This is a genomic window from Castellaniella sp. (assembly GCF_041675725.1).
Taxonomy (GTDB): Bacteria; Pseudomonadota; Gammaproteobacteria; order Burkholderiales; family Burkholderiaceae_B; genus Castellaniella.
In genome coordinates, this window is record NZ_JBAYTI010000009.1 from 1 (window position 1) to 18,931 (window position 18,931).

The window sequence follows — 18,931 nt, forward strand, 5'->3', positions numbered from 1 at the left end:
CACGAAGGCGTAGATGATGAGTTGCTAATAGGGAATGTTCAGGAACGAGGCCATGATGAAGGCCGCCGCCCCCATGACGGGGGGCATGAGCTGGCCATTGACCGACGCGGCGCATTCGGTGGCGCCCGCTTTCACCGCCGGATAGCCGACCCGTTTCATGAGCGGGATGGTGAATGTCCCGGTGGTGACCACATTGGCCGTGGAGGAACCCGAGATCACCCCGGTCAGCAGACTGGCGACCACCGCCGCCTTGGCGGGCCCGCCGCGATACGTGCCCAGTGCGCTGTAGGCGAGGTCGACGAAATATTGGCCTGCACCGGCCTTGTCGAGCAGAGCCCCGAAGAGCACGAACAGGAAGACGAAGGTGGCCGATACCTGAATGGGGGTGCCCCAGATGCCTTCGGCCGTGATGTACAGCTGCTGGATGATTTCGTTCCAGCTGTAGCCATTGTGCAGGTACAGCACGTCCGGTGGCGTCATCGGGATGATGCCTGCCGGGCCCATGGCGCCATAGAGGATGATGAGCCCGGCGATGGTTGGCAGCGCGTAGCCCACGATACGGGCGGCCGCGATGCACAGGATGATGAGCAGCGCCGTGCCCATCCAGACGTCGCGCTCGATGGGCACCCCGCCCTGGACGGCGATCAGGTTGTAGTAATCGACAAAAATGTACAGCGATGTAACGATGCCCCCAATGGCCAGCAGCCAGTCCGTCCAGGGGATGCGGTTCAGCGGCCCGGACTTGCCGGGATAGGCCAGGAAGGCCAGCGCGAAACCGAAGGCCAGGTGGATGGAACCCACTTTCTGGGGGTCCAGCGATCCGGTGTCGCTGGCATATACCTGGAACAGGGACCAGGCCACTGCGATGAGCACGATGAGCCAGCGCTGCCAGGCTTTGTCGGGTTCGCGCCCACCGGATTCGGCCTTGAGAATTTTTTCGGCATCGGTGACTCCAGGCTCGGCCATGATCGGGTCCTCCTCCATTTTCCTTGCATTATGGCATGGGTCCTGTGCGCTTCACGGGGCCGAAATGTCCTTTGCGGCGGGCGGGAGATGGCGGGCCGGCCGCTCAGGAAGGAATAGAATGAGTATTGTTCTCATGAACTTGTTTGCAGGAGTCTGATGATGTCACCCGACAAAGTACTGTATACCGCCCATGCGACCGCCACCGGCGGGCGCGAGGGCAGCGCAAAGACCGATGACGGGCGCCTGTCGGTCACCTTGTCCACGCCGACCGAGATCGGCGGGAGCGGTGGTCCGGGCACCAACCCCGAACAGCTGTTTGCCTGCGGCTATTCGGCGTGTTTTCTGGGGGCGCTCAAGTTGGTGGCCGGCCAGGAAAAGGTCAGCCTGCCCGATAGTGCGACCGTCAGCGCGGCCGTGGGGATCGGCCCGAATGCGACTGGCTTTGGCCTGGCGGTCGAGCTGACGATTGCCGCAGCGGGCGTAGACAAGGCTGTATTGGAAAGCCTGGTGCAAAAAGCCAATGTCGTGTGCCCATACTCGAATGCGACCCAGAACAACATCCGGGTCACCCTCGTCGTGCAATAGCGGGCGCCCGCGCCGGTTTCCTGCCGGGTGTCTGATGCAGGTCAAATAACGGCGCTCGCAGTGTGGTTATCATGGATCGGGACGTCTCCTTATCCATGAGGCCACCATGCCATCCAACCTTGCCGCATCGCTCGCGCCTGCCTCGCGTCAGGCACTGTCCGTCCTTTTTTCCAGTACCTTCGCCTTCACGGTCTGCTTCGCCATCTGGACGATGTTCTCGGTGCTCGGGGTTCCCCTGAAAACGGATCTCGATCTGAACGAGACGCAGTTCGGGCTGCTGATCGCCACCCCCGTCCTGACGGGTTCGCTGGTGCGCGTGCCGCTGGGCATACTCACAGATCGCTATGGCGGTCGCATCGTGTTCTTTCTGGTGCTGCTGGTGTGCGTGCCGCCGCTGTATCTGATGGCCTATGCAGACAGCTACCTGCAGTTCCTGGTGCTGGCGCTGTTCGTCGGCCTGGCTGGCGGCACGTTCTCCGTGGGCACACCCTACGTGGCACGCTGGTTTGCACCCGGGCAGCGCGGCTTTGCCATGGGCGTGTTCGGGGCAGGCAATTCGGGCTCCGCCCTGAACCTGTTCGTGGCCCCCTTGATCATTGCCGCGTTTGGCTGGACCATGCTGCCCAAAGTCTATGCCGGCCTGATGCTGGGCACGGCCCTGTTGTTCTGGCTGTTCAGCCATTCGGATCCCGCCCATCGCTCGCCGGGCGGGGTCACCATGCTGGAGCAGCTCAAGGTGCTCAAGGATCCCCGCGTATGGCGCTATTGCCAGTATTATTCGGTGGTCTTCGGCGGTTATGTCGCCTTGGCGCTGTGGATCACCAAATATTATGTGTCTGAATATGGCTTCGACCTCACGCTGGCGGCCTTCCTGGCCATGGTGTTCTCGCTGCCTGGCGGGGTCCTGAGGGCCCTGGGCGGCTGGTTCTCAGACCGCTATGGGGCGTATCCCGTGACCTGGTGGGTCATGTGGGTGTGCTGGGTCTGCTTTTTCATCCTGTCCTACCCGCAGACCCGGATGACGGTAGAGACGCTTCATGGCCCCCTGTCCCTCAATATTGGGCTCAATGCGGGCCTGTTCACCGTGCTGTTGTTCATCGTCGGCGTGGCCATGGCGATCGGCAAGGCGTCGGTGTTCAAATTCATCAGCGACGACTACGTCGACAACATCGGGGCCGTCTCGGGGGTCGTGGGCCTGGCTGGCGGGCTGGGGGGCTTCATCCTGCCGATCCTGTTCGGCATTCTGCTGGACCTGACCGGGGTGTATTCCAGCGCCTTCATGTTGCTTTATGGCACGGTTTGCGTGTCGCTGGTGTTCATGCATTACTCGTATCGCCGCAGCCCGAGGGCGGGCACCGAACTGGTGGGCGAAATCTGAAGAGACCACGCCAGCAGGGGGTGTCCGGGCGCCAAAAGCGTATGATGCAGGTTTTACCGCCCGCAGGCGGCTGGAGTGTGGATGCCCCTCAGAGATATCTTGGCGGCCCTGATCCTGATCGTGGTCTGGGGCGCCAACTTCGTCGTCATGAAACTGGGGTTGGAAGAATTCCCTCCGCTATTGCTGGGGGGGTTGCGCTTTCTGTTCGTGGCATTCCCGGCGGTGTTGTTCGTGCCGCGCCCGGTGCTCGCATGGCGTCACGTGCTGCTGTATGGCGCCACCATCTGCGTGGGCCAGTTCATGCTGCTGTTTCTGGGCCTTTGGCTGGGCATGCCGGCCGGGCTGGCGTCGATCGTCATGCAGATGCAGGCCTTCATGACGGTGGGCATTGCGGCGGTCGTGCTGCGCGAAGCCCTGTTGCCCCAGCATGTGCTGGGCATGCTGCTGGCCATCGCGGGCCTCGTCTTTTTGTATCCTTGGGGCGAAGGGGCGGCACCCGTGCCTCTGGTCGGATTTCTGCTGACGCTCATGGGCGCATTCAGCTGGGCCGTGGGCAATGTGGCGCTCAAGTGCGCGGGCCCGGTGAGCATGCTGTCGCTGGTGGTGTGGGGGGCCTTGGTCGCGCCGGTGCCCTTCGGCCTGCTGTCGCTGTTGTTCGAGGGCCGGGAACAGATCATGGTCAGTCTCACGCACGTGAGCCTGCAAGGGGTGCTGGTGGTCGCCTACCTGTCGGTCCTGGCCACCCTGGTGGGTTATGTGCTGTGGGGGCAGCTGCTGGCGCGCCATCCGGTGGCCCGTGTGGCACCGCTCAGTTTGCTGATCCCCATCGTCGGGCTGCTGTGTGCCAACTGGTTCCTGGGTGAACGCCTGGTGCTGTTGCAGTGGCTGGGCGGGCTCGTGGTCCTGTTGGGGCTGGCCGTCAACTTGTTTGGCTGGCGCTGGCTGAAGCTGGGATTTTTTACAAAACACTGATATGAGGTTGCCATGCCGATCAATCGTACAGGGCTCGACGCCCTGATGGAAATCACTGCCCGCCCGGAGCAGATATTCGTGCGGGGGCACGGGTCCTGGCTCGAAGACCACACCGGCAAGCGCTACCTGGACTTCGTTCAGGGCTGGGCCGTGAACAGCCTGGGGCACGGCGCGCCGGAAATCATCGCGGCGCTCGAGCGGCAGGCGCACTTGCTCATCCATCCGTCGGCGGCATTCTACAATCAGCCTTCCATCGATCTGGCACTGCGCCTGGTACAGGCATCGTGCTTCGATCGGATATTCTTTGCCAACAGTGGCGCCGAAGCCAACGAAGGCGCCATCAAACTGGCGCGCAAATGGGGGCAGAAGCATCGCGATGGCGCGTACAAGATCATCACCTTCGAGCACGCCTTTCATGGACGCACGCTGGCCACCATGTCGGCGTCCGGGAAGGAAGGCTGGGATCGCAAGTTTCCGCCTCAAGTCGAAGGCTTTCCCAAGGCCAGGCTCAACGATCTGGATTCCGTGCGCGCGCTGATCGATGCGCAGACCGTGGCCGTGATGCTCGAACCGGTGCAGGGCGAAGGCGGGGTCATACCGGCCACGGCTGCGTTCATGCAAGGCCTGCGCGTGCTCACGCGTGAGCACGGCCTGCTGCTCATCGTCGATGAAGTGCAGACGGGCATGGGCCGCACCGGCCGGCTGTTTGCCTACCAGCATGCCGACATCGAGCCCGACATCATGACCCTGGGCAAGGGGATCGGCGGCGGCGTACCGCTGGCGGCCCTGTGCGCGCGCGAATCGGTCAGCTGTTTCGAACACGGCGACCAGGGCGGCACCTATAACGGCAACCCCCTGATGACGGCGGTCGGTGTGGCCGTATTCGATGCCTTGACGGCGCCAGGATTCCTGGACGACGTCAACGCGCGCGCCCAGCAATTGTCCACCGGGCTGCTGTCGTTGTGCGAAAAGTGGGGCCTGCCGGGCGAACGGGGCCAGGGCCTGTTGCGCGTACTCGAGCTGGATGGCGACCACGGCCCCGCGCTGGTCGAGGCGGCTCGCGAACGCAGCCCCGAGGGCCTGCTGTTGAACAGCCCGCGCAGCGGGCTGTTGCGGTTCATGCCGGCCCTGAATGTCACGGCCGAAGAAGTGGACACCCTGCTGATCTGGCTGGACCGGCTGATTGGGCAGGTGTGCACGCGGTAGTGTCGTCGTGCCGGCGGGCCTGCCCCGGGTGGCGGGCCGCGGTCAGCGATGGGCGGCCAGCTCGGCCTGTTCGGCCTTCTTGACCTGGCGCCAGTGGTGCAGCAGCGGCTCTGTGTAGCCGTTGGGCTGCGCCAGCCCCTTGAAGATCAGGTCGCTGGCTGCGCGGAATGCGCATGACGTATCGAAGTGGCCGTCCATGGGTTCATAGAGCGGATCGCCCGCGTTCTGATGATCGACGACCGTCGCCATGCGACGCAGGGTGGCTTCGACCTGTTCGCGCGAAACCACGCCATGCAGCAGCCAGTTGGCGATGTGCTGGCTCGAGATGCGCAGGGTGGCCCGGTCTTCCATGAGGCCCACGTCGTGGATGTCGGGCACTTTGGAGCACCCTACCCCCTGATCCACCCAGCGCACCACGTAGCCCAGAATGCCCTGACAGTTGTTGTCGAGTTCCTGCTGGCGCTCGGCGGCGGACCAGTCCGGGCGCGTGGCGACCGGTATGGTGAGGATGCGATCCGTGTAGTCTTCGTGCCGGCCCTCGAGTGCTTTTTGCACTTTGACCACGTCTACCTGGTGGTAGTGCAGCGCGTGCAGGGTCGCGGCAGTGGGTGACGGAACCCAGGCCGTGTTGCCGCCCGCCTTGACGTGGTCGATCTTCTGCTCGAGCATGGCGTGCATGAGATCGGGCATGGCCCACATGCCCTTGCCGATCTGGGCGTGGCCCCGCAGGCCGCATTCCAGGCCGGTCTGCACATTGTTCAGCTCGTAGGCGCGGATCCATTCCTGGGTTTTCATGTCGCCCTTGCGCACCATGGGGCCGGCGCGCATGGCGGTGTGCATTTCATCGCCGGTGCGGTCCAGGAAGCCGGTGTTGATGAACACTACGCGGTTGGCGGCCGCGCCGATGCAGGCCTTGAGATTGACGCTGGTGCGGCGTTCCTCGTCCATGATGCCCATCTTGATGGTGTGGTCGGGCAGGCCCAGCAGCTGTTCTACCCGGCCAAACAGCGTATCTGCGAATGCGACTTCGTCGGGGCCGTGCATTTTGGGCTTGACGATGTAGATGGAACCCGTGCGCGTGTTCTGGCGTGCCTCGAGGTCGTGCAGGGCGATCAGCACCGTGAAGGCGGCATCCAGGATGCCTTCGAAGACCTCGTCGCCGTTGGCGTCGAGGATGGCGGGGCTGGTCATCAGGTGGCCGACGTTGCGCACGAACATGAGCGAGCGGCCGTGCAGGCGGGCCGCGCTGCCGTCGCGGGCCGTATAGGGCCGATCGGCGTTCAGCGTGCGTGTGACGGTCTTGCCGTTCTTCTCGAGCTCGGCGCTGAGCGTGCCCTGCATCAGGCCCAGCCAGTTTCGATAGGCCTGCACCTTGTCTTCGGCGTCTACCGCGGTGATGGAGTCTTCGCAGTCCATGATGGTGGTCACTGCCGCTTCGAGGACCACATCCTTGATATGGGCGGCGTCCGTGCGGCCAATGGGGTGCGTGGCATCGAACTGGATTTCCACGTGCAAGCCGTGGTGGCGCAACAGGATGGCCTGGGGGGCGTCTGCGGGGCCCCGGTGGCCGATCAGGGCAGTGTCGTCCGCCAGCCCGGTCTGGCCGCCGCCGTCTTGCGTGACAATGAGCTGCCCGTCGGCCATCCGGTAGCCGGTTGCCCGGGCATGGGTGCCCTGCTGCAAGGGGAAATGGCTGTCGAGGAAGTTGCGTGCGAAGGCGATTACCCGGGCGCCGCGTACCGGGTTGTAGGTATCGCCGCGCTCGGCGCCGCCCGTGTCGGGGATGGCGTCTGTGCCGTACAGGGCATCGTACAGGCTGCCCCAGCGGGCGTTGGCGGCATTGAGCGCGTAACGCGCATTGGTGACCGGCACCACGAGCTGGGGGCCTGCCTGTTGGGTGATTTCGGTGTCCACCCCCGCCGAGTGTACGGTCACGTGTTCGGGGACAGGCCGCAGATAGCCGATTTCCGTCAGGAATTGGCGATAGGCGGCTGGATCGGCCACGGCACCGGGATGTTCGGTGTGCCAGGCATCCAGTGCGCTCTGCAGGCGGTCGCGTTCGGCCAGCAGGGCGCGGTTGGCTGGGGTCAGATCGCGTATCAGGGCTGCGAGGCCGGCCCAGAAAGCATCCGCCTGGATGCCGGTGCCTGGCAGGGCCTCTTGTTCGATGAATCGATGAAGTACGGTCGCCACTTGCAGCCCGTGGCAGGATATGCGATCAGTCATGGGGGTCCTTGCTCGAATGTTCCGGGAAGACCGGAAAATGGTCTTGCGTTTGATTATAGGGAGTCCAACAGAAGGGTAAAGCCTTTGCAACGCAGTGGCCAGTGCCTGTCGCGCCGGATTTTACAAGATCAGGATGGCACGGAAGTCATTTACGTTGGTCAGCGTCGGGCCGGTAACCAGCGCGTCGTCCAAGCGCTCGAAAAAGGTGTGCGCGTCGTTGTCGTCCAGAAACGCGCGGGGCGACCCGCCGGCCTGCCACGCGCGCGCCAGGGAGTCGGGGGCGAGCAGCGCCCCGGCGATGGCTTCCTGGCCATCGACCCCGTCGGTATCGCCCATCAGGGCATAAATGCCCGGGCAGCCGTCGAGTGCCAGGGCCATCGACAGCAGACATTCGACGTTGCGCCCACCCCGGCCGCGGCCGCGCACCGTCACGGTGGTTTCCCCTCCTGAGAGCAGTACGCAGGGCGGCGCCTCGGGTTGCGCATGGTGGCGGACCTGCAGGGCGATGCCGGCCAGCACCTTGCCCACCTCGCGGGCTTCGCCTTCGATGCGATCCCCGAGCAGCACGGGGGTGATGCCCGCCGAGCGGGCTACGCGGGCGGCAGCCTGGAGGGCCTGCTGGGGGGTGGCGATCAGATGGGTTTGGACATTGGCCAGGCGCGGGTCGCCGGGCTTGATCGTCTCCCCCGCGCCGGACTCGAGCCGCCCGATGGCGGCGGACGGCAAATGAATGCCGTAGCGCCGCACGATTTCGAGGGCGTCGGCGCAGGTGCTGGGGTCGGCCACGGTCGGGCCCGAGGCGATGTCCTCGGGCCGGTCTCCGGGGACATCTGAAATGAGCAGGTTGACGACCCGGGCGGGTGCGCAGGCGGCCGCCAGCCGCCCCCCCTTGATGGCCGACAGGTGGCGGCGCACGCAGTTCATCTCGCGAATGTTGGCGCCGGAGCGCAGCAGGGCCGTGCTGACGGCCTGCTTGTCGGCCAGCGTGATGCCGGGCGCCGGCAGCGGCAGCAGGGCGGAACCGCCGCCGGAGATGAGGCTGATCACCAGGTCATCCGGGCCCAGGCCCCGCACCTGGTCGAACAGCTGCCGCGCCGCCTGCTCGCCGGCTGCATCGGGGACGGGGTGGGCCGCCTCGAGGATGCGGATCTGGCGGCAGGGTACGGCATGGCCATAGCGGGTGACCACGGTGCCTTTCAGTGGGCCGGGCCAGGCGGCTTCGAGTGCCTGGGCCATGGCGGCCGATGCTTTGCCGGCGCCAATGACCACTGTGCGGCCCCGTGGGGGGGCGGGCAGGTGTGCGGCCAGCCCGTGCGCGGGCTGCGCCGACTGCACGGCGGCTGCAAACAGCTGGCGAAGCAGGCTGCGGGGATCTGGGCGCATGGTCTTCAGACGCCGGGAGAGCGGGTGGCGGCCCGCAGCCAGCCCAGGCCTTCCGTGGTCGTGCCCATCGGACGGTATTCGCAACCGACCCAGCCTGGATAGCCAATGGCATCCAGATGGCGGAACAGCCACGGGAAGTTGATTTCACCCGTGCCCGGCTCGTGACGCCCTGGATTGTCGGCCATCTGGATGTGGCCGATATGGGCCAGGTGCTGGCTCAGGGTATTGGCCAGTTCGCCTTCGGTGCGTTGGGCGTGGTAAATGTCGTACTGCAGTTTCAGGTTGTCCGAGCCCACCTCGGCGAGGATGCCCAGGGCATCGGCCGTGCGTGAAACGAAGAATCCCGGCATGTCGTACTGGTTGATGGCCTCCATGAGCAGCACGATGCCGGCTTTCTGCAGCTCGCCAGCCGCATGGCGCAGGTTGGCCACCAACGTGCGGCGCGCCTCGGCCCGGTCCAGCCCTTGCGGCACGATGCCCGCCAGGCAATTGACGCGCGGACAGCCCAGCGCCTGAGCGTATTCGATCCCCAGGGCCAGGAGGTCCCGAAACTCGGCTTCACGCCCGGGCAGGCAGGCAATGCCTCTTTCGCCCGCTTCCCAGTGCCCGGCCGGCAAGTTGTGCAGAACCTGGGTCAGCCCGTGCGCCTTCAGGCGATCTGCCAGGTCCGCCTTGTCCCATTCATAAGGAAACAGATATTCGACCCCCGTGAATCCGGCCTGGGCCGCCGCTTCGAAGCGGTCGAGGAAGCCGACCTCGGTGAACAACAAGGACAGATTGGCGGCGAAACGGGGCATTGGGGGTCTCCTTCGGACGGGCAGCGCACCGGCTGCATGACGACAATATACGGCAGATCGGACGCACGAGACCGGTGTGCGCTTCACGCGGCGTCTGGCGGATTCATTGATACACTGAAAGTTCTCTTACCAGAAGGCAAGCCTGGCACGGGCCGAATCCGGCCGGCAGCCCGGCCGCCGCACGCAGATATCTTGAAGCACATCGCCGGCGCTCCCACACCCCCTCCCCCGGATCCAGCTCCCCGCACTTCGCCATCCGCCCCGGTGCCCGGTACGCCACCATCCCGGCCCGCTGCCGCGGCCCGGCACAACCAGCGCCTGGCCTTGCTGGCGCTGGCGGCCATGGCGGTGACGTGGGGCTACAACTGGGTCATCATGAAAAAGGTGCTGCTCTACGTGGGCCCCATGGATTTCCAGGCCATGCGCAACTTGTTTGGCGCCCTGGTGCTGCTCGCCATCATGCTGGTGCGGCGCATGCCGCTGCGCATGACGTCCTGGCGCCGGGTGCTGCTGTTTGGCCTGCTGCAAACGACGGGGTTCTGTATCTTCGTGCAGCTGGCCCTGGTGTATGGGGGCGTGGGCAAATCATCCATGCTGACGTACACCATGCCATTTTGGGTGATCCCGATGGCCTGGATCAGCTTTGGCGAGCGTATCCGGGGCCTGCAATGGCTGGCGCTGGCCATCGCCGCAGCGGGTCTGGTACTGATCCTGGAGCCCTGGCACGGCCAGGCGTCCATCGTCAGCGAGGTCATGGCCCTGCTGGCAGGACTGTGCTGGGCACTGGCCATGATCACGACCAAATGGATCAAGCGCGACTGCCCCATGGACGTGCTGCCCCTGACCGCGTGGCAAATGCTGTTCGGCGCCCTTGCGCTGTGTGTCGTCGCCTGGCTGGTGCCCGAGCGGCCCGTCGACCCCACCCCGTATTTCTGGGGCGCCATCCTCTATAACGTGTTCATTTCCACGGCCCTGGCCTGGACGCTGTGGGTCTTTGCCCTGCAACACCTGTCAGCGGGGGTGGTCGGCCTGTCGGCACTGGGCGTGCCGGTGGTCGGAACCTTGTCGGCCTGGTTGCAGCTGGGCGAGCAGCCGGCCGGCATGGAACTGGCGGGCATGGTGCTCATTGTGCTGGCGCTGGTGGTGCTCAGCCTGCGCTCCCTGAACCATTGAGGGATCCATCGGGGATCAGCGCATACGGGGCCAATGTGACGATGTCGCAGTTTTCGCCGGGTCCGGCCCGGTCGATGATCAGGAAGTCACTGGTGTCCTGCAGCGCCAGCAGGGGGTGGTGCCAGACGCCGGGCGCGTAGTTGACCCCCTGGTGCGGCTGGCACAGAAACACGCGTAGGTCTTCTGCGCGCGGTGCGGCTTCGCGCGGCGCGACCACGGCCAGCCACGGGCGCCCCGACAGCGCAATGAAGGCCTGGCTGGCTTTGGGGTGGCGCTCCATCATGTGGATGGCGAAGGGCAGGCGGCGGGCCTGTCCGCGGAAAATCGAGACGATCGCCCGGCCTTCCGGGCCGGGGTCGATCTTGGCCAGGTCGTGAAAACGCACGGTGTTGCCTTCGTTGATGCTGTAATGGACCGACGCTTCATCGGCCTGTATGACGTCGCCAAACGGGGCGAAGGCGCTGCGGCTGAGGGGTTCGACGGCAAGAATGCGGGGCGTGGGCATATTGGATCTCGGGGCGGGTCTCAGGCGTTCAGCAGGGCCTGCAACCGAAAGAGGGCAATCTGCCCGATCTGTTCGAGGCAGGCGGCGTGTTCGGTCGCCGGGTCGTGGTTCAGGCGGGCTTCCATGGCGGCCAGGATCTGGCCGCGATCGCGCCCCCTGACGGCGATCACGAACGGAAACCCGAAGCGCGCCCGGTAGCGCGCGTTCAGGGTGCGCAGCCGTTGCAGCTCTTCGGCACTGCACTGATCCAGCCCGGCGCCACGCTGCTCGCCCGCGGAGGCCTGGGTCAGCATGCCGGCATCGGCTTCGCGCCCGGCCAGTTCGGGGTGGGCGCAAATCAGCGCCCGCTGTTCTTCCGGGCTGGCTTGCAGGACGACGTCCATCATGGCCCCGTGCAGGGCCGGCAGGTCTGCGAAGGGCCGCGCTTGCCAGGCGCGCTGCGGTATCCAGGGGGAATGCTCGAAGATTGCGTCGAGCTGGCGGGTGAAAGCGTCCTGGGGCAGTTCGGACAGTTCTTTCAGGGTCATGGCGGTATCGATGAAAACAAAGCGGAACGTCAGTCTACGGTCTGGCGTGGATCAAATGAAGGGCGCGATACGGTATAAGGACTATACGGCATGACGTATCCGTCGTTTCGGGCCGTCGCCGAACGGAGGGGTCGCCAGGATGAGGGGTCGCCATGAGTACTCGACGCAATCATGAGCATCTGAATACCTACCTGCTCAAGGTGTTCAGCATACTCATGGCCGAACGCAGCGTCTCGCGCACTGCGCTCAAGCTGAATCAATCGCAGCCGGCCATCAGCGTGGCGCTCAAGAACCTGCGCAATATCCTGGGCGATCCCCTGCTGGTTCGCGAAAAAGGCGGCATGGTACCGACCGAGCGCGCCCTCGCCATCCTGGCGCATGCCCGGTCCGCGCTCGACGCCATCGATGCGATGTTCGAATCGGGGGTCCATTTCGAGGCCGCCCATTCGCGTCAGGTGTTTCGCATCGGATCGCCGGATTATCTGGCCCCGGCCTTTGCGGCATCCGTGGTGACCCGTTTCAGGCGCGAGGCGCCGCAGGCGCGCCTGGTATTGCATGCGCTGGGGCCCGAATTCGACTTCGAGCGATCCCTGGCTGAGGGCGCCCTGGACGTGGTGATCGGCAACTGGCCCGAACCGCCCGATCGCATGCACTTGTCGATGTTGCTCGAAGACCGCATCGTGTGCCTGGTGGCCGCCGACCATCCATTGGCGCGACGCGGAATCACGCTGGAGGACTACCGCCGCATGCCGCACGTGGTGCCCACGCCGTACTCGATGACCCAGCGCGGCATGATCGATACGGTGCTGACGTCTTTGCGTGTGCAGCGGCTCGAGTGCGTCGAGGCGCAATCGTTCATGTTGGCGCCTTATCTGCTGCCGGGCACGGACCTGGTGTTCACCACGACACGGCATTTTGCGCAGTACTATTGCCGCCTGTTGCCGCTGGTGATGCTGGCTTCGCCCATCGGGTTCCCACCCATGCGGTTTTATCAGTTATGGCACGCTCGGCATCACCATGCGCCCGCCCACCAATGGCTGCGTCATTTGCTGGGGGCGTGCGGCCGGGCGATGCAGGTGCCTGACGGCTCTGTGCCCTGACGGGCGTCTGCCTGGCTGGCCTGCAGCATGGCCGCCACCCGGTTGATGCACTGGCGCAGCCAGGCGGCTTCGGGCGAGCCATGCGAGCGCCGGTGCCAGAGCAGGTAGAACCGCATGGGTGGAAATTCGAACGGCGATGGCAGCAAGGTGATGGGCAGGTAGCGGGCATAGTGCCGCGCGAATTGCCGGCCGGTGGTGAAAATCAGGTCGGTGCGCAGCAGCATGCCGGCCACCTGGCCGAAATACGGGATCGTCATCTGGATATTGCGCTGCAGGCCGCGAGCGGCCAGGCAGCCGTCGATGAAGCTCTGGCGCTCGGAGACATACGGATAGGGCGCCAGGTGGGGAAGCTGGAGATACTGCTGCAGCGTCAGGGGGCGATGGGCAATCGGATTCTGGCTGCCGACCATGCACACCACCTCGTCGTCGAACAGCCGCGACAGGTGCATTTGCGGCGGTGGCTGCAGCCAATTGCCGATCACCACGTCCAGGGTGCCGTTTTCCAGCGCGCTGGTGTAGTCGTGCTCTGCATGGATGGTATGGATGATGAAGCGCGAACAAGGGGCTTCGTGACGCAGGATGGCCGCAATATTGGGCAGGAACATGGCGTCCAGGTAATCGGGTGCCCCCAGGTGGAATACGCGCCGTGTGGTGCCTGGGTCGAAGATTTGCGGCGGGCTGGTGATGCGATCGATGGCGGCCAGGGCGTCGTTGGCGTGGGCCAGCAGCTCGAGCCCCCGTTCGGTGGGCACCATGCCGTTCTTGCTGCGGACCAGGATCGGATCGCCGGAGATATCGCGCAATTTGCGCAGCGCATTGCTGAGCGCGGGCTGCGACAGCCCCAGCCGCACGGCAGCGCGCGACACGCTTTGTTCGGTCAGCAGGGTCCGCAGGATGTGCAGCAGATGGGTGTCCATGAAGTTGCGTGGTCGGGGCATGGAGGCATTATTCATGTTTGTGTCTTGTGCGTCTATTGGCAGTGTCCGCAAGGGCCTAGCGCGCGCCAGCGGGCGGGCTGGTGGCGCGCTGGCGCGCATCCCTGATAAGCACCATCATTGCATTTGAATGGCTTTGCCCTGTATTGGTGCTATCTTCGACAGTAGGCGAATTCCAAGCAAGGCATGGCCATGGAGACACGACCCATCCGTTTTCATTTCCGCGGCAGAACGCAGGTGGTGGCCGACCAGCCCATCACACGCACGGTGCTGCAGTACCTGCGCGAAGACCTGGGCTGCACGGGCACCAAAGAAGGCTGTGCAGAAGGCGATTGCGGGGCCTGTACCGTGCTTGTGGCCGAGCCCGACGGGCGGGGGGGCGTCGCCTTGCGGGCAGTCAATTCATGCATCCAGTTTCTGCCCACGCTCGACGGCAAAGCGCTGTATACGGTCGAAGACCTGCGCCAGCCCGATGGCGCCCTGCATCCTGTGCAGCAGGCATTGGTGGATCATCACGGGTCGCAATGCGGGTTTTGTACGCCCGGTTTCGTGATGTCGCTGTGGGGCATGTACCTGGCGCACCCGCCGGGCGGGCCCGTGCCCGAGCGCGCGCAGATCGACGACACGCTGTCGGGCAATCTGTGTCGCTGCACGGGCTATCGGCCCATCATTCGTGCCGCAACCGAAATGTTCACCTATCCGGCCGTGCCCTTCGACCGGGCCGCCTTGGCCCGGGTGCTGGATACGCTGCAGGATGACCAGGTGTTCGTGTATGAATACGCCGGCCATCGGTTTCATGCGCCGCGCACGCTCGAACAGCTGGCCCGGTTGTATCAGGCGCTTCCGGATGCCCGCCTTCTGGCCGGCAGCACCGACGTGGGGCTGTGGGTCACGAAACAATACCGCGACCTGCCCGAACTGATTTATATCGGCCAGGTGGCCGAACTGCGCGCCATCCGTCCGGAAGGCGCCGATCTGGTCATCGGCGCCGGCGCTCTGCTCAATGACGCATTCGATGCCCTGGTGGCGCGCCTGCCCGAACTGGCCGAGATGCGCCAGCGGTTCGCGTCCTTTCCCATTCGCAATGCCGGCACGCTGGGTGGCAACGTCGCCAATGGGTCGCCCATTGGCGATTCGATGCCGGGCCTGATCGCCCTGGGCACGCGGATCATCCTGCGCCAGGGCGCGCGTGTGCGCGAAATGCCATTAGAAGATTTTTACCTGGCCTACCAGAAGACCGCGGCCGAGGCAGGCGAATTCGTACAGGGGCTGCGGGTGCCGATCGGCGTGCCCGGCCGGCATTTCCGCACGTACAAGCTGTCCAAGCGCTTCGACCAGGACATCTCTGCCGTGTGCGCCGCCTTTGCCGTCACGCTCGATGACGCAGGCCGGGTGCAGGCGGTGCGCACGGGCTTTGGCGGGGTCGCCGCCACGCCCGCGCGAGCCCGGGCCACCGAGGCCGCCTTGCTGGGGCAAGCCTGGACCGAGGCAACGGTACGGGCGGCCATGCGGCGCCTGGCCGATGATTTCGAACCCCTGAGCGACATGCGCGCCAGCAGCCAATACCGTTTGACGGCCGCGCGCAACCTGCTGTATCGCTTTTATCTCGAGACTGCGCCAGGCGGCGCGCTGGCATCCCGGCAGGTGCACGTGGCGGCATTGGCTGAAACACTGTAGGGCGCCGTGGCGCCCTGCCCGGCCACGGGCGGCGCCCCGCCCCGAGGAGACCGACATGGACATTCAAGTCAACGGACCGGCTGAGCTCGAACGCCTGGCCGTCAGCAATGACCACATCCCGCATCCGGTGGTGGGCGAGCCGGCGGCCGGTGCCGCCAGTCCGCATGAGTCCGCCAGCCTGCACGTCAGTGGCGAAGCGCTGTACACCGACGACATTCCGGAACTGCGCGGCACCCTGTATGCGGCGCTGGGGCTGTCCCAGCGGGCGCATGCGCGGATCACGGAGATGGACCTCGAGGCCGTGCGCCAGGCGCCGGGCGTCATCGACGTGCTGGTGGCCGGTGACATCCCGGGGGAGAACAATTGCGGCCCGGTGCTGCACGATGACCCCTTGCTGGCCGATGGCCGGGTCCAGTATCTGGGCCAGCCGGTCTTCATGGTCGTGGCCGAGAGCGTGGATGCGGCCCGGCGGGCGGCCCGGCTGGGCGTCTTGCAGTACGACAGCCTGCCGCATCGGCTCACCCCGCAAGAAGCCCGTGCGGCCAATGCCCGCACCACGCTGGGCGACTTGCGGCTGCAGCAGGGCGACGTACAGGCGGCGCTCGATGCTGCGCCGCACCATGCGCGTGGCACATTCCAGTGCGGCGATCAGGAACAGTTCTACCTCGAGGGGCAGATTTCCTATGCCATCCCGCAGGAAAAGGATGGCATGCTGGTCCTGTGCTCGACCCAGCACCCAAGCGAAATGCAGGCGGTGGTCGGTCACGCGCTGGGTTGGCAGGCGCACCAGGTGCGAGTAGAGTGCCGGCGCATAGGCGGTGGCTTTGGCGGCAAGGAGTCCCAATCCGCCCTGTTTGCCTGTCTGGCTTCCGTCGCCGCCCACCGGCTGGGGCGGCCGGTCAAGCTGCGCGTCGATCGGGACGACGATTTCATGATCACCGGCAAGCGGCACGGGTTCTGGTATGAATTCGACTACGGCTTCGATGACGATGGCCGCATCCTGGGCGTGCGCCTCGACATGACCCTGCGTTCGGGGTTTTCGGCGGATCTGTCCGAAGCGGTGGCCAGCCGGGCCCTGTGCCATTTCGACAATGCCTATTACATTCCGGCGGCCGACATCCATACCTTGTGCGGCAAGACCCACACCCAGTCGAATACCGCTTTTCGCGGGTTTGGCGGGCCGCAGGGGGCGCTGGTGACCGAGGTGGTCATCGAGCGGATCGCCCGGTTTCTGGGCAAGGACGCGCTGGATGTGCGCCGGCTCAATTTCTATGGCACAGACACGCGCAACGTCACCCCCTATGGCCAGGTGGTGGAAGGCAACCTGATCGGCCCCCTGGTCGATGAGCTCGAGCGCAGTTCCGACTACCGCGAACGGCGCCGGGCGGTCGCCGAGTTCAATGCCTGCAACCCGATCCTCAAAAAGGGTCTGGCACTCACACCGGTGAAATTCGGCATCTCGTTCAATGTGCCGGCCTTCAACCAGGCGGGGGCGCTGGTGCATATCTATCGGGATGGCTCCGTGCTGGTCAATCACGGCGGCACCGAAATGGGCCAGGGCCTGAATACGAAGGTGGCCCAGATCGTGGCGAACACGCTGGGTCTGGATCTGGACTGCGTACGCATCACGGCCACGGATACCTACAAAGTCGTCAATACGTCGGCGACCGCGGCATCCACGGGTACGGACCTGAACGGCAAGGCGGCCGAAGACGCGGCCCTGACGCTGCGGGCGCGTCTCGCGGGCTTTGCGGCGCGCCAGTACGGGGGTCAGCCCGAAGACGTGGTATTCGCCTGGCGCCAGGTGAGCGTCCAGGGCCGTACGATCCCGTTTGCGCAGCTGGTGGACGAAGCCTATTGGGATCGGGTCCAATTGTGGTCCGACGGCTTCTATGCCACGCCCGGCATCCACTGGGACAAGGCGACCAGTCATGGCAGCCCGTTCTATTACTTCGCCTTTGGTGCGGCGGTATCCGAAGTCGTCGTGGACACGCTCACGGGCGAATGGAAGCTGCTGCGCGCCGACATCCTGCACGATGCGGGCGCGTCCATCAATCCGGCCATCGACATCGGCCAGATCGAGGGCGGCTACATCCAGGGCATGGGCTGGCTGACCACCGAAGAGCTGGTCTGGCGCGCGGATGGCCGGCTGATGACCCACGCGCCGTCCACCTACAAGATCCCGGCGATCAGCGACTGCCCACGCGACTTCCGCGTACGCCTCTACACGGCGCGCAACCACAAGGACAGCGTGCACCACTCCAAGGCCGTGGGCGAGCCGCCCCTGCTGCACGGCATCAGCGTCTTCAACGCCATCACCGATGCGGTGGCTGCGGTGGGCGATGGCCGGCAGTCTCCCGACCTCTGCGCCCCGGCCACGCCGGAAGCCATCTTGCGGGCCATCGAGGGCGTGCGCCAGCACGGCGCGGCATAATGGCTGCCTGGATCGACCAGGCCTTGTGGTGCCTCGACAGGCGGCAGGCCGCGGTGCTGGTCAGCGTGGCCGCAGTCCGGGGTTCCGCGCCTCGCGAGGCGGGGGCCAAGATGCTGGTGTCGGCCGGCCATCAATGGCTGACGATTGGCGGTGGCCCCCTCGAATGGGTCGCCATGGCGCGCGCGCGCGCCATGCTCCAGGCGGCTGCGGGCACGGACCTGGCCATGGATCGGCACGTGTTCGAAGTGCCCCTGGCGGCGTCTTTGGGGCAATGCTGCGGCGGCCTGGTGCACCTGCTCTTCGAGCGCCTGCGCGAGGCCGATCGCGCCTGGCTCGAAGACGCGCGGGCCCGCCTGGCGAGCCTGGCCGCGTTCGAGCGCGAAGTCGGGCTGGGCGGCAGCGGGCGGCCGCCCTGGGTGCGCCTGCAGCCGCCGGGCGCCGCGTCACGGCCTGCAGACCGGTTTCGCGCAGCGCGCCTGCTGGATTGGCACGATGCCCGCGGCTGTCCCGTCTTTACCGAGCCGGTGTCGCCAGATGGGCAGAACGTCGTGGTATTTGGCGCCGGCCACGTGGGCCGCGCCCTTGTACGGATCCTGCAGACGCTGCCCTGCCGGGTGACCTGGGTGGATGCGCGCGAGGATCAGTTTCCCGATCAAGTCGGCCGCCAGGTCACCATCGAGGCCACCGACGTGCCCGAGGCGGTCATCGATGAAGCGCCGGCGGGCAGTTATTTCCTGATCATGACGCATGACCACGCGCTGGACCAGCGGCTGTGCGAGTATCTGATGCGACATCATGATTTTGCCTATTGCGGCCTGATCGGTTCGGCCACAAAATGGCACCGATTCCAGCAACGGTTCAACGCCAAGGGGATCCCGATCGAGCGCCAGCAACGCATTACCTGCCCAGTGGGCGAACCCGGCATCACCGGCAAGCAGCCCGAAGTCATCGCGGTGGCCGTGGCGGCGCAGCTGTTGCGCCTGCATGCCAGGCAGGCGGCTGCATCCACCCAGTCCCCGGAAACCCTTCTGCAGTCCTGACCACGGCCCTGCAAGGCATGCGTTTTG

The 18,931-nt window shown here is 65.5% G+C and carries 16 protein-coding genes; 9 read left to right on the top strand and 7 right to left on the bottom strand.

Annotation, left to right across the window (positions count from 1 at the left end):
- Positions 1–24: 24 nt before the first annotated feature.
- Positions 25–966, bottom strand: coding sequence for a TRAP transporter permease (locus WCZ84_RS02895; protein WP_372684755.1), 942 nt, complete (start codon positions 964–966; stop codon positions 25–27).
- A 159-nt stretch (positions 967–1,125) separates the two neighbouring features.
- On the opposite strand from WCZ84_RS02895, the gene WCZ84_RS02900 reads away from it, so the two are divergent.
- The 4 genes from WCZ84_RS02900 (at position 1,126) to WCZ84_RS02915 (ending at position 5,107) form a co-directional block, all read left to right on the top strand.
- Complete coding sequence (locus WCZ84_RS02900) at positions 1,126–1,551, top strand: organic hydroperoxide resistance protein (RefSeq protein ID WP_372684805.1); 426 nt, start codon at positions 1,126–1,128, stop codon at positions 1,549–1,551.
- A 106-nt stretch (positions 1,552–1,657) separates the two neighbouring features.
- Positions 1,658–2,929 (top strand): nitrate/nitrite transporter, encoded by a 1,272-nt coding sequence (locus tag WCZ84_RS02905; RefSeq protein WP_372684756.1) that lies wholly within the window; start codon positions 1,658–1,660, stop codon positions 2,927–2,929.
- 81 nt (positions 2,930–3,010) lie between these two features.
- Complete coding sequence (locus WCZ84_RS02910) at positions 3,011–3,901, top strand: EamA family transporter (RefSeq protein WP_372684757.1); 891 nt, start codon at positions 3,011–3,013, stop codon at positions 3,899–3,901.
- A gap of 12 nt (positions 3,902–3,913) precedes the next feature.
- The gene (locus tag WCZ84_RS02915; RefSeq protein ID WP_372684758.1) at positions 3,914–5,107 is read left to right on the top strand and encodes an acetylornithine transaminase; all 1,194 of its coding nucleotides are present in this window, start codon (positions 3,914–3,916) and stop codon (positions 5,105–5,107) included.
- A 42-nt stretch (positions 5,108–5,149) separates the two neighbouring features.
- On the opposite strand, the gene WCZ84_RS02920 is transcribed toward WCZ84_RS02915, so the two are convergent.
- The 3 genes from WCZ84_RS02920 to hyi form a co-directional block, all read right to left on the bottom strand.
- Positions 5,150–7,333, bottom strand: a complete 2,184-nt coding sequence (locus tag WCZ84_RS02920; RefSeq protein ID WP_372684759.1) for a malate synthase G — start codon at positions 7,331–7,333, stop codon at positions 5,150–5,152.
- A 120-nt stretch (positions 7,334–7,453) separates the two neighbouring features.
- The gene (locus WCZ84_RS02925; protein WP_372684760.1) at positions 7,454–8,716 is read right to left on the bottom strand and encodes a glycerate kinase; all 1,263 of its coding nucleotides are present in this window, start codon (positions 8,714–8,716) and stop codon (positions 7,454–7,456) included.
- 5 nt (positions 8,717–8,721) lie between these two features.
- Positions 8,722–9,513, bottom strand: coding sequence for a hydroxypyruvate isomerase (gene hyi, locus WCZ84_RS02930; RefSeq protein ID WP_372684761.1), 792 nt, complete (start codon positions 9,511–9,513; stop codon positions 8,722–8,724).
- Between the two features lie 264 nt (positions 9,514–9,777).
- On the opposite strand from hyi, the gene WCZ84_RS02935 reads away from it, so the two are divergent.
- A complete protein-coding gene (locus WCZ84_RS02935) occupies positions 9,778–10,686 on the top strand; it encodes a DMT family transporter (RefSeq protein WP_372684762.1) in 909 nt (302 codons plus the stop codon).
- Here the strand turns inward: WCZ84_RS02935 and WCZ84_RS02940 are convergent.
- Together WCZ84_RS02940 and uraD are read right to left on the bottom strand one after the other, a co-directional pair.
- Complete coding sequence (locus tag WCZ84_RS02940; protein WP_372684763.1) at positions 10,661–11,191, bottom strand: ureidoglycolate lyase; 531 nt, start codon at positions 11,189–11,191, stop codon at positions 10,661–10,663. The genes WCZ84_RS02935 and WCZ84_RS02940 overlap by 26 nt on opposite strands.
- 20 nt (positions 11,192–11,211) lie before the next feature.
- The gene (uraD, locus tag WCZ84_RS02945) at positions 11,212–11,718 is read right to left on the bottom strand and encodes a 2-oxo-4-hydroxy-4-carboxy-5-ureidoimidazoline decarboxylase (protein WP_372684764.1); all 507 of its coding nucleotides are present in this window, start codon (positions 11,716–11,718) and stop codon (positions 11,212–11,214) included.
- A 152-nt stretch (positions 11,719–11,870) separates the two neighbouring features.
- Between uraD and WCZ84_RS02950 the strand changes: the two genes are divergently transcribed.
- A complete protein-coding gene (locus WCZ84_RS02950) occupies positions 11,871–12,818 on the top strand; it encodes a LysR family transcriptional regulator (protein WP_372684765.1) in 948 nt (315 codons plus the stop codon).
- Here WCZ84_RS02950 and WCZ84_RS02955 read toward each other — a convergent pair.
- On the bottom strand, positions 12,761–13,771 hold the full coding sequence (locus WCZ84_RS02955) for a LysR family transcriptional regulator (RefSeq protein ID WP_372684766.1): 1,011 nt from the start codon (positions 13,769–13,771) through the stop codon (positions 12,761–12,763). The two genes, WCZ84_RS02950 and WCZ84_RS02955, sit on opposite strands and share 58 nt — an antisense overlap.
- Before the next feature lie 174 nt (positions 13,772–13,945).
- Between WCZ84_RS02955 and xdhA the strand changes: the two genes are divergently transcribed.
- Genes xdhA through xdhC form a run of 3 tightly spaced genes read left to right on the top strand, consistent with a single transcriptional unit; the run spans position 13,946 to position 18,904 of the window.
- Positions 13,946–15,430, top strand: coding sequence for a xanthine dehydrogenase small subunit (xdhA, locus tag WCZ84_RS02960; RefSeq protein WP_372684767.1), 1,485 nt, complete (start codon positions 13,946–13,948; stop codon positions 15,428–15,430).
- A 55-nt stretch (positions 15,431–15,485) separates the two neighbouring features.
- Positions 15,486–17,864: a xanthine dehydrogenase molybdopterin binding subunit gene (gene xdhB / locus WCZ84_RS02965; RefSeq protein WP_372684768.1), complete on the top strand. Its 2,379-nt coding sequence runs from the start codon at positions 15,486–15,488 to the stop codon at positions 17,862–17,864.
- On the top strand, positions 17,864–18,904 hold the full coding sequence (gene xdhC / locus WCZ84_RS02970; RefSeq protein ID WP_372684769.1) for a xanthine dehydrogenase accessory protein XdhC: 1,041 nt from the start codon (positions 17,864–17,866) through the stop codon (positions 18,902–18,904). Before xdhB ends, xdhC begins: the two co-directional genes overlap by 1 nt.
- Positions 18,905–18,931: the final 27 nt, after the last annotated feature.